Origin of the sequence: Pantoea sp. MT58, assembly GCF_014495885.1 — a bacterium.
Lineage (GTDB): Bacteria > Pseudomonadota > Gammaproteobacteria > Enterobacterales > Enterobacteriaceae > Pantoea > Pantoea eucalypti.
On the sequence record NZ_CP061083.1, the window covers coordinates 3,874,272 to 3,890,116 of the forward strand.

Annotated in this window: 15 protein-coding genes; 3 read left to right on the forward strand and 12 right to left on the reverse strand. The window is 55.5% G+C overall.

What is annotated here, in order from left to right:
- Positions 1–338: 338 nt before the first annotated feature.
- From hemG to pepQ, 4 genes are read right to left on the reverse strand one after another with little or no spacing between them, the layout of a single operon-like run.
- Positions 339–872 (reverse strand): menaquinone-dependent protoporphyrinogen IX dehydrogenase, encoded by a 534-nt coding sequence (gene hemG, locus IAI47_RS18210; RefSeq protein WP_008926465.1) that lies wholly within the window; start codon positions 870–872, stop codon positions 339–341.
- Between the two features lie 17 nt (positions 873–889).
- Positions 890–2,341 carry a Trk system potassium transporter TrkH gene (gene trkH, locus IAI47_RS18215; RefSeq protein ID WP_004571219.1) on the reverse strand — a complete coding sequence of 484 codons (1,452 nt, stop codon included), beginning with the start codon at positions 2,339–2,341 and terminating at the stop codon, positions 890–892.
- 32 nt (positions 2,342–2,373) lie between these two features.
- The gene (locus tag IAI47_RS18220) at positions 2,374–2,991 is read right to left on the reverse strand and encodes an IMPACT family protein (RefSeq protein WP_008926464.1); all 618 of its coding nucleotides are present in this window, start codon (positions 2,989–2,991) and stop codon (positions 2,374–2,376) included.
- A complete protein-coding gene (gene pepQ / locus IAI47_RS18225; RefSeq protein ID WP_004571217.1) occupies positions 2,991–4,322 on the reverse strand; it encodes a Xaa-Pro dipeptidase in 1,332 nt (443 codons plus the stop codon). Before pepQ ends, IAI47_RS18220 begins: the two co-directional genes overlap by 1 nt.
- 187 nt (positions 4,323–4,509) lie before the next feature.
- Here pepQ and fadB point away from each other — a divergent pair, with 187 nt between their 5' ends.
- Positions 4,510–6,693 carry a fatty acid oxidation complex subunit alpha FadB gene (gene fadB, locus IAI47_RS18230; RefSeq protein WP_008926463.1) on the forward strand — a complete coding sequence of 728 codons (2,184 nt, stop codon included), beginning with the start codon at positions 4,510–4,512 and terminating at the stop codon, positions 6,691–6,693.
- A 10-nt stretch (positions 6,694–6,703) separates the two neighbouring features.
- Entirely contained in the window at positions 6,704–7,867 is a 1,164-nt protein-coding gene (gene fadA / locus IAI47_RS18235) for an acetyl-CoA C-acyltransferase FadA (RefSeq protein ID WP_008926462.1), read from the forward strand.
- An 80-nt stretch (positions 7,868–7,947) separates the two neighbouring features.
- On the opposite strand, the gene fre is transcribed toward fadA, so the two are convergent.
- Complete coding sequence (fre, locus tag IAI47_RS18240; protein WP_008926461.1) at positions 7,948–8,649, reverse strand: NAD(P)H-flavin reductase; 702 nt, start codon at positions 8,647–8,649, stop codon at positions 7,948–7,950.
- A gap of 41 nt (positions 8,650–8,690) precedes the next feature.
- Positions 8,691–10,175 carry a 4-hydroxy-3-polyprenylbenzoate decarboxylase gene (gene ubiD / locus IAI47_RS18245; RefSeq protein WP_008926460.1) on the reverse strand — a complete coding sequence of 495 codons (1,485 nt, stop codon included), beginning with the start codon at positions 10,173–10,175 and terminating at the stop codon, positions 8,691–8,693.
- Positions 10,176–10,415: 240 nt separating this feature from the next.
- On the opposite strand from ubiD, the gene rfaH reads away from it, so the two are divergent.
- Entirely contained in the window at positions 10,416–10,904 is a 489-nt protein-coding gene (gene rfaH / locus IAI47_RS18250) for a transcription/translation regulatory transformer protein RfaH (RefSeq protein WP_008926459.1), read from the forward strand.
- Here rfaH and tatD read toward each other — a convergent pair.
- From tatD to IAI47_RS18280, 6 genes are all read right to left on the reverse strand, one after another.
- Positions 10,901–11,683: a 3'-5' ssDNA/RNA exonuclease TatD gene (tatD, locus tag IAI47_RS18255; protein WP_008926458.1), complete on the reverse strand. Its 783-nt coding sequence runs from the start codon at positions 11,681–11,683 to the stop codon at positions 10,901–10,903. The two genes, rfaH and tatD, sit on opposite strands and share 4 nt — an antisense overlap.
- 94 nt (positions 11,684–11,777) lie before the next feature.
- Positions 11,778–12,536 carry a Sec-independent protein translocase subunit TatC gene (gene tatC / locus IAI47_RS18260; RefSeq protein ID WP_008926457.1) on the reverse strand — a complete coding sequence of 253 codons (759 nt, stop codon included), beginning with the start codon at positions 12,534–12,536 and terminating at the stop codon, positions 11,778–11,780.
- Positions 12,536–13,237, reverse strand: a complete 702-nt coding sequence (tatB, locus tag IAI47_RS18265; RefSeq protein ID WP_008926456.1) for a Sec-independent protein translocase protein TatB — start codon at positions 13,235–13,237, stop codon at positions 12,536–12,538. Before tatB ends, tatC begins: the two co-directional genes overlap by 1 nt.
- 3 nt (positions 13,238–13,240) lie before the next feature.
- The gene (tatA, locus tag IAI47_RS18270) at positions 13,241–13,495 is read right to left on the reverse strand and encodes a twin-arginine translocase TatA/TatE family subunit (RefSeq protein WP_008926455.1); all 255 of its coding nucleotides are present in this window, start codon (positions 13,493–13,495) and stop codon (positions 13,241–13,243) included.
- Positions 13,496–13,604: 109 nt separating this feature from the next.
- Positions 13,605–15,242, reverse strand: coding sequence for a ubiquinone biosynthesis regulatory protein kinase UbiB (gene ubiB / locus IAI47_RS18275; protein WP_008926454.1), 1,638 nt, complete (start codon positions 15,240–15,242; stop codon positions 13,605–13,607).
- Positions 15,239–15,844, reverse strand: a complete 606-nt coding sequence (locus tag IAI47_RS18280) for an SCP2 domain-containing protein (RefSeq protein WP_008926453.1) — start codon at positions 15,842–15,844, stop codon at positions 15,239–15,241. The genes ubiB and IAI47_RS18280 overlap by 4 nt, the downstream gene beginning before the upstream one ends.
- Position 15,845: the final 1 nt, after the last annotated feature.

Consider the following 15,845-nt stretch of genomic DNA (forward strand, 5'->3'; position numbering starts at 1 on the left):
ACTCGTGAGGCTTTGATATTTTTTTGCGTCCTAAGACGCTGATATCAATCCTGCGAGTGCCCACACAGATTGTCTGATAAATTGTTAAAGAGCAGTGCGAACAGTGCGTTAGCGTCCTGTCGCGAGGTGGCGTATATTACGCTTTCCTCCTGCAGAGTCAACCTCTATTTCAGAAGTTTTTCTCCGGCGGCGCAGTCCCCTGTGCCTCTCAACCCGCTTCCCGTTGCCGGTGTTCCGTGTCGATGGAGGCGCATTATAGGGAGTTCGCGCGGACTGACAAGTGTTTATTGCGAAAAGATTACTGTTCGCAGTAATTTTCATCAAATCGCGCTATTTCGCTACGATTTGCCTGGTAACTGTGCAAAATCATTAGCAAAAGTGCGTACCTGCTGCCAGTCCGTGTACTCCACTTCTTTTGTGGAATCGGTCTCACCGCCAGTCATACGCATAATCAACTGAATCATGACGCGATCAAACCAGCGATAGCGCGGATAATAGAGCGCGCCCGCAAACACGGCACAGCAATCAGGTTGCCACGGCGAGCTGGCCAGGAACTTCTGCGTATAAGCATTCGTTTCAGGAGAACGCTTCTCAGGTTTGCGCGCCGTGAGGTTTACCGAAAAGAAACCACTGGTACGCTGCTGCAATGCAGGGAGGTGAAGCTTTACGAACTTGTCGACGACCGGCTGGAAATGACCGTAGCGAATAGAGGCGCCAATCAGCACGCGATCATACTGCGCCCAGTCAGGCAGAGCGGCATCCTGAATATCCAGCACATCGCATGGCTGGTGCTGACGGATCACCTCAGCGATAGAAGAGGCAATCTTCCTGGTTTGTCCGTCGCGGGTGGAATAGAGAATCAGCGCTTTCATGTCAGCATCCTTATTAATTATTCACGCCAGAAAGTAGGCGTGAACAGCACCAGCAAGGTAAATACCTCGAGACGCCCGAATAACATGGTGGAGATAAGAATCCATTTCGCCACGTCATTCATTGAAGTGAAGTTATCGGCCACAACCCCCAAACCCGGCCCGAGGTTATTCAGGGTCGCGGCAACGGCAGCAAATGCCGAGAAGTCATCGACACCGGTGGCAATGATCGCCAGCATGCTGACCAGGAACACCAGCGCATAAGCTGAGAAGAATCCCCATACGGCCTCAAGGATACGCTCAGGCAACGCCCGATTCCCCAGCTTAATGGTGTAGACCGCATTCGGGTGAACCAGACGCTTAAGCTCACGGTTACCCTGCTTGCATAACAGCAGGATGCGGATAACCTTCAGGCCACCGCCGGTTGAACCGGCACAGCCGCCGATAAAGGCGGAGCACAACAGCAGCACCGGCAGGAACAAGGGCCAGCGTGCGATGCTGTCGGTCGTGAATCCTGCCGTGGTGGCCATGGAAACGACCTGGAAGAAGGCCTGGTTCAGCGTTTGCCAGCCACTGTCGTAAACATTGTGGAACCAGAGCACCAGCGTGCAGATCAACACCAGCGTCAGCTGAACGCCAATAAACATGCGGAATTCAGGATCGCGCCAGTACACGCGCAGATTGCGCCCGCTTAACATGGCAAAGTGAAGGCCGTAGTTACAGCCTGAGATCAGCAAAAACACCGCCACGATAGTATTGATAGTGCCGCTGTGAAAATAGCCGATGCTGGCATCATGGGTTGAGAAGCCGCCAATCGCGATGGTCGAGAAGCTGTGACCAATAGCATCAAAGGCCGGCATGCCTGCCAGCCACAATGCCAGCGCACAGGCCACCGTCAACAGAACATAGATCAGCCAGAGTGTTTTCGCTGTTTCGGCAATACGCGGCCGCATTTTATTATCTTTCAGCGGCCCCGGCATTTCAGCGCGATAGAGCTGCATGCCCCCGACGCCCAGAATCGGCAATATCGCCACTGCTAACACAATGATCCCCATACCACCCAGCCACTGGAGCATCTGTCGATAGAAGAGAATGGCTTTAGGCAGCGAGTCCAGCCCCACCAGCGTAGTGGCCCCGGTCGTTGTCAGGCCAGAGAAAGATTCAAAGAACGCATCCGTCACGGAAAGATGCGGCTGTTCGGCAAAGATAAAGGGCATGGCCCCTACGCTGCCCAGCACCGTCCAGAACAGCACGACAATCAGAAACCCTTCCCGCGGTTTGAGTTCGGTTTTCTTTTTGCGATTCGGCCACCACAGCAGCGAGCCGATCACCAGCGCCATCATAAAGGTCTGGCTAAACGCCCGCCCCGCGCCATCGCGATAAATTAATGCGACCAGGCCGGGCAAAATCATCGTCACTGAAAAGAGGATCACCAGCAGACCGACTATGCGGGTAATGGCGCGAAAGTGCATTCAGCCGTTCCTTTAAATAATAGAGATGAACATCAGGGTGTGAGCGGGATCAGCGATAATGCACCCCGACTAAAGTCTGACAGATTTTTTTTAAATCCGTCGATTTGTCCGTAAGGTACAGCCAGCGTCAGCGCAATGCGATCCTGAAACTGACTGTCGGTCACCTTACCGTCAAAACGCTGTACCAGCCGTTCAACATCACTGAGCTGTGGATAGTCACATTGCAGAGTGAACAGCTTCATCGGCACTTTGCGCTGTCGTGGCAGCAGCTTAAGCCCCTGCTGAACGCCACCACCATAGGCTTTCACTAAGCCGCCGGTTCCCAGCATGATGCCGCCGTAGTAACGCACCACCACGGCAGTAATCTCGCCAATATCCGCGCCCATCAGCTGCGCCAGCATCGGTTTCCCTGCTGTACCCGAAGGTTCACCATCATCAGAGAAGCCGAGCTGTTGAGAATCATTCGGCGCGCCCGCGACCCATGCCCAGCAGTGATGCCGGGCAGCCGGATGCTCGTTTTTGACCTGCTGGACAAAGGCGCGCGCCGCCTCTGCCCCCTCGGTGTGCGCCAGCAGCGTAATGAAGCGACTCTTTTTGATCGTCTCCTCGCTGCTGCTCACGGGCACCGCGGGAATATCAAAGGCTTCCATCAGGCCAGATGCAGATCGCGGGTCATGTTCTCAACGCGATGCGCATGGATCACCACGTTATCCTCGATACGAATTCCGCCATAAGGCCGAAGTGCATCGATAGCCTGCCAGTTAAAGTGCTGACTGAAACGGCCTGCACGCAGTGGTGCCAGTAATGAGTCAATAATATAGAAGCCTGGCTCGATGGTTAATACCATGCCCGGTTGCAGCACGCGGGTGCAGCGAAGATAAGGATATTGCGCAGGCGCGGCCAGATGCGTGCCCTGATCATCCTGCATAAAACCCGCCACGTCATGCACCTGCAGACCCAGTGGATGCCCCAGCCCATGCGGCATAAATGGTCCGGTCAGATCTTCAGCCACCAGTGCTTCTTCGCTGATGCCCTGCACCAGCTCAAACTTCAGCAACATCTTCGCAATACGCTGATGCATCTGAAGATGATAATCGGTGTAGCGCACGCCCGCTTTCAGCGTGGCGATCAGCGCCAGCTCTTCCGCGTTCATCGCCTCAACCATTCTGGCATAGAGCGAACTGCTCTGCGCCGCATAGCTGCGGGTCAGGTCGGCGGCGTAGCCAAGATACTCAGCGCCCGCATCAATCAAAAAGCTGTGGCGTTTCGCCGGCGGCTGATGATCCAGCCGGGTGTAGTGCAGCACCGCAGCGTGTTCATTCAGCGCAATGATATTGCCGTACGGCACATCGGTATCGCGATGACCGGTCGCGGTCAGATACGCCTGGTTGATATCGAACTCGCTTAAACCCGCCGAGAACGCCTCTTTCGCTGCGCGATGACCCGCCACTGCCAGCTTCTGCGCCTGGCGCAGACAGGCGAGTTCATAATCTGTTTTGATACTGCGATGGAAATGCAGGAAGTCGATCACCGCTTTAGGATTGATATTGCCGGAGGCGATACCAAGCTGTGCCGCCCGTGCGTTGATCGGGCCGATATAAGCGACATTATCACGCTGTGCAGGCAGCAACTGCGCAATCTCATCCGCATTTTTCAGGCCGATAACCTCGACATCTTCAGTCCAGAAGCTATCCGGCAGAGGTTCAACGTTATGCCAGTAATCCACCGGAGAGTAGAACCACAGTTTCGGTTTGTTCACACCATCAATCCACAGCCAGCAGTTGGGAACCTGTGTCACCGGCACCCAGGCCTTGAACTGCGGATTCACCTTAAACGGATAGGTGTGGTCATCCAGAAACACCGTCAACAACTCACCGGAATGGATCAACATCGCATCCAGTTTATTGCGTGCCAGCACCTGCTGCGCCCGTTGTTGCAACGTGGCGATGTGCGCGTGATACAAGGTCTTCAGTGAATCCATTGACGTCTCTCCAGTGTCGCGAAATGGCCGCAAGTTTAGCATACCCCTTGCGCAGTTGCTGATGTCGACACGGCTGTGATCTTGTTAGCAAATAAGCAAAGAGCAGTTTGCAAATAATTAACATCCCTCCCACACTCACGATCATCTGGTATGACCAGATCACCTTTCGCGGTTTCAGGAGACGCACATGCTCTACCAAGGCGCTAACCTTACACTTCACTGGCTGGACGATGGTATCGCCGAGCTGGTTTTTGACGCTGCAGGCTCAGTCAACAAGCTTGATACGCAAACTGTCGCCAGTCTGGGCGAGGCAATTGCAGTGCTGGAGCAGCAGCCAGATCTTCGCGGCCTGCTGTTGAGCTCCGCTAAACCTGCTTTTATTGTGGGTGCGGATATCACCGAGTTCCTTTCACTGTTTAATGCACCCACCGAAAAGCTGAGCCAGTGGCTGAGCTATGCCAACAGCATCTTCAATCGTCTGGAAGATTTACCCGTGCCGACCCTGGCCGCCATTGACGGCTATGCGCTGGGTGGCGGATGTGAGTGTGTGCTGGCAACCGATCTGCGTATTGCTACTGCGGACGCCCGCATTGGCCTGCCGGAAACCAAACTTGGCATCATGCCTGGCTTTGGTGGCAGCGTGCGGTTGCCACGCCTGCTGGGTGCCGACAGTGCACTGGAAATTATTGCGGCGGGCAAAGATGTTGATGGCAATGCCGCCCTGAAACTCGGTCTGGTCGATGCCGTGGTCGCTCGCGAAAAACTGCGCGAGGCGGGGATCACCATGCTCAAAGCCGCCGCCACTGATGGCAGCTGGCGCGCGCGCCGGGCACCGAAACTGGCTCCGCTGAAACTCAGCCCGATTGAAGCAGCCATGAGCTTTTCTATTGCGAAAGCGATGGTGCTGCAGACTGCAGGTAAACACTATCCCGCCCCGCTGATGGCAGTGAAAACCATTGAAGCGGCGGCCAGCCTTGGCCGTGACGATGCATTGAAACTTGAAACCGCGGCGTTTGTGCCGCTGGCGCAGTCTGATGAAGCTCGCGCTCTGGTCGGCATCTTCCTTAACGACCAGTACGTCAAAGGCCTGGCGAAAAAGCGTGGCAGCGAAAGCGGCGCCCCCGCTCAGGCGGCAGTACTGGGCGCAGGCATTATGGGTGGCGGCATCAGCTACCAGTCTGCGTGGAAAGGCGTGCCGGTCAGAATGAAAGATATCAACCCACAGGCGCTAACCCTGGGGATGAACGAAGCCAGTAAGTTACTTAATAAGCTGTTAGAACGCGGCAAAATCGACGGCAACAAACTCGCCAGTGTGATCGCCACTATCCAGCCCACACTCGATTATGCCGGTTTTGATCAGGCCGATGTGGTGGTGGAGGCCGTGGTTGAGAACCCGCTGATCAAGGCCAAAGTGCTGGCTGAAACCGAACAGCATCTGCGTGAAGACGCGATTCTGGCCTCCAATACCTCGACCATTCCTATCAGCCAGCTGGCGCAGGCGCTGCAACGCCCGGAAAACTTCTGTGGCATGCACTTCTTCAATCCGGTGCCACGTATGCCGCTGGTTGAAGTGGTTCGTGGCGAGAAAACCAGTGAAGCCACGCTGAGTAAAGTGGTGGCCTGGGCCAGCAAAATGGGCAAAACCCCTATCGTGGTGAATGATTGTCCCGGCTTCTTTGTTAACCGGGTGCTGTTCCCCTACTTCGCCGCTTTCAGCCTGCTGCTCCGCGACGGCGCTGATTTCCGCCAGATTGATAAAGTAATGGAAAAACAGTTCGGCTGGCCGATGGGTCCCTCCTGGCTGCTGGATGTGGTAGGCATCGATACCGCACATCACGCGCAAAGCGTCATGGCGGACGGTTTCCCGGATCGTATGAAGCATGACTATCGTGATGCGATTGACCTGCTGTTTGATGCCGGTCGTTTTGGCCAGAAAAATGGCAAAGGTTTCTGGCGCTGGGAAGAGGATAAAAAAGGCAAGCTGAAGAAAGTGCCCGATGCAGAGGTGGACACACTGCTGCAACAGGTCTGTCAGCCCGCGCGGGTCTTCAGTGACGAAGAGATCCTGAACCGCATGATGCTGCCGATGCTGAATGAAGTGGTGCGCTGCCTTGAAGAGAAGATTATCGCCTCACCCGCTGAAGCAGATATGGCGCTGGTATACGGCCTTGGCTTCCCGCCGTTCCGTGGCGGCGCATTCCGCTATCTCGATACCCTTGGCAACAGTAATGTGGTCGATCAGGCACGCCGCTATAGCGCGCTCGGTGGGCTCTATGCCTTGCCTGCGCTGCTGGTGCAGAAAGCCCATCAGCATGAAAGCTGGTATCCCGCCGCTAAACCGATTGATGAAGCCGCGCTGAAAAGCGCCTGAGGGCAAAAAGATGGAAAATGTGGTGATTGTTGATGCGGTGCGCACGCCAATGGGACGTTCAAAAGGCGGAGCCTTTCGGAACGTGCGCGCTGAAGACCTCTCTGCGCACCTGATGCGCGAAATTCTGAGCCGCAACCCGGCAGTGGATCCGAGTTCGCTCGACGATATCGTCTGGGGCTGCGTACAGCAGACGCTGGAACAGGGATTTAATATCGCGCGTAACGCCGCGCTGCTGGCCGAAATCCCGCACTCTGTACCGGCCACTACCGTTAACCGGCTGTGCGGTTCGTCAATGCAGGCGCTGCACGATGCGGCCCGCACCATTATGGTGGGCGATGCACAGTGCTGCCTGATCGGTGGCGTGGAGCACATGGGGCACGTGCCGATGAATCACGGTGTGGATTTTCATCCCGGCCTGGGACGCACCGTCGCCAAAGCCGCAGGCATGATGGGCTTAACTGCCGAGATGCTGGCACGTATGCATCATATCAGCCGGGAGCAGCAGGATGCGTTTGCCCTGCGTTCGCACCAGCGCGCATGGCAGGCCACCCAGCGCGGCGACTTCGCCACTGAGATTGTCGCCACTTATGGACACGACAGCGACGGCATTCTTAAACGCTATGACTTTGATGAAGTGATCCGCGAGGAGACCAGCGCCGAAGGACTGGCGGCGCTCAAACCCGCCTTCGATCCGGTGAATGGCACCGTCACGGCGGGCACGTCGTCGGCGTTGTCAGATGGTGCAGCCGCCATGCTGGTCATGAGTGAATCACGCGCCCGTGAACTGGGGCTGACGCCACGCGCCCGCATCCGCAGCATGGCAGTGGTCGGCTGTGATCCGTCGATCATGGGCTATGGACCGGTTCCGGCCAGTAAACTGGCATTGAAACGGGCGGGGTTAAGCGTCAGTGATATCGACGTGTTTGAACTGAACGAAGCCTTTGCCGCGCAGACGTTGCCCTGCATCAAGGACTTAGGTTTGCTGGAGCTGATGGATGAAAAGGTGAATCTGAATGGCGGTGCGATTGCTTTAGGCCATCCGCTGGGCTGTTCCGGCGCGCGCATCAGCACCACACTGCTGAATATTATGGAACGACGCGATGCCCGTTTCGGACTCGCTACCATGTGCATCGGACTGGGTCAGGGGATTGCGACCGTATTCGAGCGTCTGTAATACGTTGAGTCTTACTTTGTCAGATTTACCCGCCGTTAACCGGCGGGTTTTTTCTGTCTGCTACAGCCTGCTACCGGGAATCAGATAAAGGCAAACGCATCGCCATACATCTGTGACTCTACGGCGCCACGCTCGGCACAGAAACGATCACGGGCAATCTTCGCCATCTCAAACCGTCCGGCGATGTAGATCTCATGCTCGCTCAGCGTGCTGAAGTCCTGCATCACGGCTGTCAGGACCGTGCCTGACCGACCCTGCCAGCCCGCTTCGGGCTGCTCGACGACCGGGATCACCTTCAGGTTCGGGTGCTTGACTGCCAGCGCATCCAGCTCGTCCATATCGTACAGATGCTTGAGCTCACGTCCGCCCCAGTAAATGGCGATATCGCGCTCTGGCTGTTCCGCCAGCGCGGTAAGCAGAATTGAACGGGCATAGGAGAAACCGGTGCCGCCCGCAATCAGAATCAGCGGCTTAGTGCTCTCTTCGCGCAACCAGGCGTCGCCGTGCGGCATATCAACCGTGATCTGGCGATCGTTACGGATGCGATCCATAACGGCCATGGCATAGAGGTTCAGATCGGACGCGCCGATATGCAGCTCAATGATATCTTTTTCCATCGGCGTTGAAGCCAGTGAGAACGGACGCTTGTCGCGCTCATCCATCACTACCATCAGATACTGGCCCGCGCGAAAACTGAATTCCGCTTCAGGGATCAGGCGAACGCGATAGACCGTGTCGGTAATCGCCTCAACTGAAGTTACTTTACAGCTTAACGTTGTCATGCGTTCCCTCTGTCGGGTCGTCTTTATGGTTGTGCTCGCCATCAACGCTGTGGCGGCTGATCAAAAATACCTAGCTCATCCCAGATGGCATCAATGCGCGCGGTGACCGCAGGGTCTTTCACAATGGGTGTACCCCATTCGCGCTGCGTTTCACCCGGCCACTTGTTGGTCGCATCCATCCCCATCTTCGATCCCAGCCCGGACACAGGCGAGGCGAAATCGAGATAATCGATCGGGGTATTTTCCACTAATACCGTATCGCGAGCCGGATCCATACGCGTGGTGATCGCCCAGATCACATCGTTCCAGTCACGCGCATTAACGTCATCGTCACACACAATAACAAATTTGGTGTACATGAACTGCCGTAAAAACGACCAGACGCCAAACATGACACGTTTGGCATGCCCTGCGTACTGCTTTTTAATTGTCACAACCGCGAGGCGGTATGAGCAACCCTCTGGCGGCAGATAGAAGTCCACGATCTCCGGGAACTGCTTCACCAGAATCGGCACCAGCACTTCATTCAGCGCCACACCCAGTACCGCAGGTTCATCCGGTGGACGGCCAGTGTAGGTTGAGTGATAGATAGGCTTATGGCGCTGCGTAATATGCGTCACAGTAAACACCGGGAAGCTATCTACTTCATTGTAGTAGCCCGTGTGGTCACCGTAAGGGCCTTCCGGCGCCATATCGCCCGCTTCGATATATCCTTCCAGCACGATTTCAGCGCTGGCAGGCACCTCGAGATTGTTCGAGAGACACTTCACCACTTCTGTTTTATTGCCGCGCAGCAAACCGGCAAACGCATATTCTGACAGCGTATCAGGCACCGGCGTCACGGCACCAAGAATGGTGGCAGGATCGGCACCCAGCGCCACCGACACCGGAAAACGCTCACCCGGATGCGCTTTCGTCCACTCCAGATAATCAAGCGCACCGCCACGGTGCGACAGCCAGCGCATAATCAGACGATTTTTGCCGATCACCTGCTGCCGATAGATACCAAGATTCTGCCGCTCTTTATGGGGACCACGCGTCACAGTCAGGCCCCAGGTAATCAGCGGTGCCGCATCACCGGGCCAGCACTTCATCACCGGAATGCGCGTCAGATCAACGTCATCGCCACTGAACACCACCTCCTGACAGGGTGCATTACGCAGCCGTTTGGTCGGCATGTTCAGAACCTGCTTAAACTGCGGCATTTTATCGAACAGATCGCGGAAGCCTTTTGGCGGCTCCGGTTCTTTCAGGAAGGCCAGCAGTTTACCCACTTCACGCAGTGCGCTGACCTCCTCCTGGCCCATGCCCATTGCCACGCGCTTTGGCGTGCCGAACAGATTGCACAGTACCGGCATGTCGTACCCTTTCGGGTTTTCAAACAGCAAGGCGGGACCACCGGCGCGCAGTGTACGGTCGGCAATTTCGGTCATTTCCAGTTCGGGATCGATCGACTGGGTAATGCGCTTTAGCTCACCGCGCTGTTCGAGCAGCGCGAGAAAGTCTCTTAAATCGTGATATTTCATGCGGCTTTAGCTTTCCGGCCAGAGTGAATCGGCCATTATAGGTCTGATTAAGCGGATATGCTGAGGTTTATAGTGCAGCCTCTTAAGCAGACGTCAATTTTCAGTTACCTTTTCACCTGCCAGCCGGCCTGTTAAGAAAAGTCTCAGTTTATTTTCTTTGCAGGACGCTTTACCCTGCCCCTGCGCTATAACTCTGGCAGCAGGTTTGCTATTCTTAGCGTCCATTCAATGGGAGCAGTTATGGAATCCTGGTACTTACTCTATTGCAAACGTGGACAGCTATTGCGCGCGAAGGAGCATCTGGAGCGGCAGGAAGTGCATTGCCTGAGTCCGATGATCGCTCTGGAAAAGATCGTGCGCGGAAAACGTACCACGGTGAGTGAGCCACTGTTTCCAAATTATCTGTTTATTGAATTCGATCCGGAAGCGATTCACACCACGACCATCAGCAGCACGCGCGGTGTCAGCCACTTTGTGCGCTTCGGCACCACACCTGCGACCGTGCCATCGGCCGTGATTGAAGCGCTGGAGACTGATGTCCCGCAAATCCTGCTTGATCCGGAAACCCCTCAAAGCGGCGACGAAGTGGTTATCACTGAAGGGACCTTTGAGGGGCTGCGCGCCATCTTTGCCGAGCCGGATGGTGAAACACGCTCGATTCTGTTGCTTAATCTGCTGAACAAGCAGGTGATGCGCAGTGTGGATAACAAGCAGTTCCGCAAGCTTTAAGCCAGTCTGAACAACGTCCGCGCATTCTGATCAATGCGGACCGCCAGTTCCTCAGCATTCTCCCCACGCCATGTCGCCACCTGATGCACAATATGCGGTAAAAAGCAGGGTTCGTTCCGGCGTGAAGTCGGGCGCGGACGCATGTCGCGTGGCAGCAGATACGGCGCATCGGTTTCCAGCAGCAGACGATCGGCCGGAATCAGTGGCAGCAGCTCTCGCAGTTCCAGACCACGACGCTCATCGCACACCCAGCCCGTGATCCCCACGGATAATCCCATGGCCAGACAGCCTTCAAGTTCATCACGCGTGCCGGTAAAGCAGTGAATCACCGCACCCGGCAATTTTGGCAGCCAGGGTTCAAGCACCGCGGCGAAACGTGCATGGGCTTCACGGCAGTGAAGGAACACCGGCATGTTGAGTTCCGCCGCCAGTGCCAGCTGTGCATCAAACGCATACTCCTGCTGCTCATGCGCCGACAGGTTGCGATTAAAATCGAGCCCGCACTCACCGATAGCCACCACTTCCGTTTTTTCAGCCAGTCGACGCAGGGTACTGGCAATGTCCGTGGACCATTCGCTGGCATGATGAGGATGAACGCCCGCGGTAGACCAGCAGAAATCGGGTTGCGCTTCAGCCAGCCGCTGAGCCTGCTGGCTCTCCAGCGCATTAGTGCCGGTAATAAGCATGCCGGTGACGCCCGCATCACGCGCGCGTTTAACCACCTTTTGCCGGTCGGAGGCGAATTGCGTGCTGGTCAGGTTTACACCGATATCAAACATAATTTTTCCCACAGTTTATAAACAAAAACCGCCCATCAGGGCGGTTTGGATTGATCGCTTCCCGCCAGTGCGGGTAACGGTAACGCTGTCGGCATCAGGAGTCGATGTTCTCGTCCTCATCCTGTGACCGGCGGCCTTTACCCACGTAGTAACGGGAAAAGAATACGCCGACTTCAAACAGGCAGTACATCGGAATAGCGAGCAAAGTTTGGGAAAAAACATCCGGCGGTGTGAGCAACATCCCGACGACGAAGGCACCCACCAGAATATAAGGACGTTTCTTCTTCAGATCGTCCGGACTGGTGATGCCGGTCCAGCACAGCAACACAATCGCCACCGGCACTTCAAACGCCACGCCAAATGCCATAAACAGCGTCATGACAAAATCGAGGTATTTGGCAATATCTGTCGCAACGGTGACACCGATCGGCGCGGTTTTGGTGAAAAAACCAAATGCCAGCGGAAAGACCACAAAATAGGCAAACGCTACGCCGAAATAGAACAGGAAGGTGCTGGAAAAGAGCAGTGGCATAACCAGCCTGCGCTCATGCCGGTATAGCGCCGGGGCGACAAATGCCCAGACCTGATAGAGGATCACCGGCACCGCAAGAAACACCGACACAATGATGGTCAGCTTAATCGGGGTGAAAAACGGTGAGGCGACATCAGTCGCGATCATGCTCGATCCAACCGGCATCTGGCTAATCAGAGGTGCCGCGACCAGCTGGTAAATATCATTGGCGAAGAAAACCAGCACCAGAAAAATCGCTAATACTGCGATCATGCAATTCAGTAGTCGCTTACGCAGCTCAATCAGATGACTGATGAGCGGTTGAGTATCTTCAACGGCCATTATCGTTCATCACTTGCAGAAGAGGGTGGGGCGGAATGTCGCACAGCATTGGCCGGTCTGGTGGCTTCATCCCCAGGTGCCTGTGCCGGGGCGCTGGCCACGGCGGAAGGTGCGGCAGAAGATTGCACAGCCGGCGCGGATGAAACGGCTGACGGAGCCTGTGCCGGGGCAGTGGCAACAGCGGAAGGTGCCGCAGCAGGTTGCACAGCAGTGACAGCGTCTGAAACCGGAGCGGGGGCCTGTGCTGGCGCGCTGGCCTGATGTTCTGCGGTAGCCGGTGTCGCCGAAAGTTCCGCCGTGCCAGACTCAGATGCGTCTCCTGCTTCTGAAGCAGGATGAGACACGGGCCTGTGCTGGGCCGAATGAATGGTGTTTGCCTCGTCTTCCTCTTTTTCAATGTCGATGCTCTGACTGACCGAGCGTTTCATTGAATCTGCCGTTTTACGCAGCTCTTCCATCGACTCTTTCAGCTCAGGTGAGAGCGTGCCGCGGCTCGCTTCTTCCACCTTTTTCAGGCTGTCCTGCAGCTCCTGCAGCTTGAGCTCCTGCGCCAGTTCATGTTGCACATTGGCTGCCAGCGAACGAATCGCCCTGATCCAGCCAACTACGGTTTTCACCGCAACCGGTAAACGTTGCGGGCCGAGTACAATCAGCCCGATAACGAACACTAATACCAGTTCACTAAAACCAATATCGAACACGGTTTACACCTGCTTGTCGTTCTTGGTGTCTTCTTTGGTAGCCGAAGTGTGCTGTTTATCAGCCAGCGTTTTGGCCGCGAAGTCAGCATCCTGCTCTTTCGGTTGATCCTTTTTATCGTCCTCGTCACTCATGGCTTTTTTGAAGCCACGAATCGAAGAACCTAAATCCGAACCCAGATTACGTAATTTGTTGGTACCGAACAGAAGTACAACAATGACGGCAATGATTACCAATTGCCAGATACTGATACCGCCCATGAGATAGCCTCTAATATTCTGTGAAAACGATGAGGTAATGCACCACAGAGTGCCCTTTTCAACCGGGCCTGAGCCAGCGACATTACCTTTTTTTAGACGGACGTGACAATCAGTTTGTCTTACGCCAGCCGATTAACCAGGAGACGATTCCCGCCGCCATTAACACCGCCGGGAAGAAGTCCCAATCCGGTCGGGTGAGTAGTACAGCCGTTCCGCTTAACAGCAACGTTGCCCCGACGCCAAACAGGTAGCGCGCCTGATGGTGACGAACGCGCTGTGCGTGCATATCACCCACCAATTTATCGACGCTATGCCGTAGCAGCTTGTGCTGGCGCAGGCTGTCGTAAAACAGCTCGGGCAGCTCGGGTAACTTTTCAGCCCAGAATGGCGCTTTCTCTTTCACCGCACGGATAATGGCCGGCAGACCGACTTGATCCTTAATCCACTCTTCCAGGAACGGCTTGGCTGTCTTCCACAGATCGAGCTGAGGATAGAGCTGACGGCCAATCCCTTCCACATAAAGCAGCGTTTTTTGCAGCAGGACCAGCTGCGGCTGCACTTCCATGTTAAAGCGGCGTGCGGTGTTAAACAGGTTCAGGAGCACATGTCCGAAGGAGATCTCAGCCAGCGGCTTTTCAAAAATCGGTTCGCAGACCGTACGAATCGCAAACTCGAAATCTTCGACATTGGTATCGGGCGGCACCCAGCCGGAGTCTACATGCAGTTCCGCGACCTTACGGTAATCACGGTTAAAGAAGGCGATAAAGTTTTCCGCCAGATAACGCTTATCTTCTTTGTTCAGTGAACCCACGATACCGCAGTCAATGCCGATATATTGTGGATCTTCCGGATGGTCATAGCTGACAAAGATGTTGCCCGGATGCATATCCGCATGGAAGAAGCTGTCGCGAAAGACCTGGGTGAAAAAGACCTGCACGCCACGTTCAGCCAGCAGCTTCATATTCACGCCATGGCGTTCCAGCGTAGCAACGTCAGAAATCGGAATGCCGTAGATACGCTCCATCACCATCATGGTTTCGCTGCAGTAATCTGAATAGACTTCCGGTACGTAGAGCATGCGGCTGTCTTCAAAATTCCGGCGCAGCTGAATGGCGTTGGCTGCTTCACGTAACAGGTTCAGCTCATCAAGCAGGGTTTTCTCATAATCGCGCACCACCTCGACCGGACGCAGACGGCGGCCATCCGGCAGCAGACGCGGAACCCAGCGGGCCAGGCGATAGATCAGCTTCATGTCCGCTTTGATCACCGGCAAAATATCGGGGCGGATCACTTTGATCACCACTTTCTTGCCGGTCGATTTCAGCGTGGCGGTGTGCACCTGTGCAATGGATGCCGACGCCAGTGGCTTGATATCAAAATCATCAAACCAGGTTTCAATCGGCGCGCCCATTGAGGCTTCAATCTGCGCTTTCGCTTTGACGCCATCGAAGGGCGCTACGCGGTCCTGCAGGATCGCGAGTTGATCGGCGATCAGCGGCGGGAAGAGATCCCGACGGGTCGAGAGCATCTGCCCGAACTTGATCCAGACCGGACCCAGTTGCTCCATCGCCATGCGCATACGTGCGCCGATGGGTTCATGCTGATGCAGATTCGGGATCCAGAAAACAGAGCGACGCCACAGGCGAAACAGGAATGTGAGGCGTGTCTGAGGTATCAGTTCATCAAGGCCATAGGTCAGAAACACCTTCATGATCAGATATAAGCGGCGGATCTCTCCAAAACTCATTTTGCCTCCAGCTGCGCCAGACGCGCATCAAGCGCCTCAAGCGAACGTTCCATCGCGTCGACCTCCTCAGAAAACCAGGCTAATTCCAGTGAGCCAGGCGCAACACGCCACTCTTCGGTGATAGCCTGTCCGAGATAATCCTGGCGACGCTGCACTTCGCCTGTGAAAAAGCGGAATGCCTGTTGCGAGCGCTGACTGATGCCCTGTGCGGCGATATCGCCTACCCAGGGAGCCAGATATTCTGCCGGGTCCAGCTCAGCCAGATCCATCAGCGCGGAGAACTGCTGCACTACCTGCAGGTCGCCATCAACCTGCAGCTCACCGCTGCGAATCAGCGGCGTCAGCTGCTGGCGATCGCGCAGCTTCGTCAGCGTTTTCAGCGAGGTGATCACCGTGCAGTCACTGCTATCCTGCCAGTCCGATAACACGTCCAGTTGCTGTTCACTGAAAACCAGCACCAGCGGATAAGAGAACTCAGTCAGGCGCAGCGTCAGCACTTTGCCATTCAGACGTTGCCGCGCCGGTTTCAGGCCGCGATCGCGATAGAGAATACGGTTCAGCGCCGTTTCCAGGCCCGCGGTAATCAAGGGCATCAGGTTCATT

Coding starts and splice junctions, on each gene's coding strand:
- hemG (WP_008926465.1), bottom strand. CDS start 872: ATGAAAGCGCTGATTCTCTATTCCACCCGCGACGGACAAACCAGGAAG.
- trkH (WP_004571219.1), bottom strand. CDS start 2,341: ATGCACTTTCGCGCCATTACCCGCATAGTCGGTCTGCTGGTGATCCTC.
- IAI47_RS18220 (WP_008926464.1), bottom strand. CDS start 2,991: ATGGAAGCCTTTGATATTCCCGCGGTGCCCGTGAGCAGCAGCGAGGAG.
- pepQ (WP_004571217.1), bottom strand. CDS start 4,322: ATGGATTCACTGAAGACCTTGTATCACGCGCACATCGCCACGTTGCAA.
- fadB (WP_008926463.1), top strand. CDS start 4,510: ATGCTCTACCAAGGCGCTAACCTTACACTTCACTGGCTGGACGATGGT.
- fadA (WP_008926462.1), top strand. CDS start 6,704: ATGGAAAATGTGGTGATTGTTGATGCGGTGCGCACGCCAATGGGACGT.
- fre (WP_008926461.1), bottom strand. CDS start 8,649: ATGACAACGTTAAGCTGTAAAGTAACTTCAGTTGAGGCGATTACCGAC.
- ubiD (WP_008926460.1), bottom strand. CDS start 10,175: ATGAAATATCACGATTTAAGAGACTTTCTCGCGCTGCTCGAACAGCGC.
- rfaH (WP_008926459.1), top strand. CDS start 10,416: ATGGAATCCTGGTACTTACTCTATTGCAAACGTGGACAGCTATTGCGC.
- tatD (WP_008926458.1), bottom strand. CDS start 11,683: ATGTTTGATATCGGTGTAAACCTGACCAGCACGCAATTCGCCTCCGAC.
- tatC (WP_008926457.1), bottom strand. CDS start 12,536: ATGGCCGTTGAAGATACTCAACCGCTCATCAGTCATCTGATTGAGCTG.
- tatA (WP_008926455.1), bottom strand. CDS start 13,495: ATGGGCGGTATCAGTATCTGGCAATTGGTAATCATTGCCGTCATTGTT.
- ubiB (WP_008926454.1), bottom strand. CDS start 15,242: ATGAGTTTTGGAGAGATCCGCCGCTTATATCTGATCATGAAGGTGTTT.
- IAI47_RS18280 (WP_008926453.1), bottom strand. CDS start 15,844: ATGAACCTGATGCCCTTGATTACCGCGGGCCTGGAAACGGCGCTGAAC.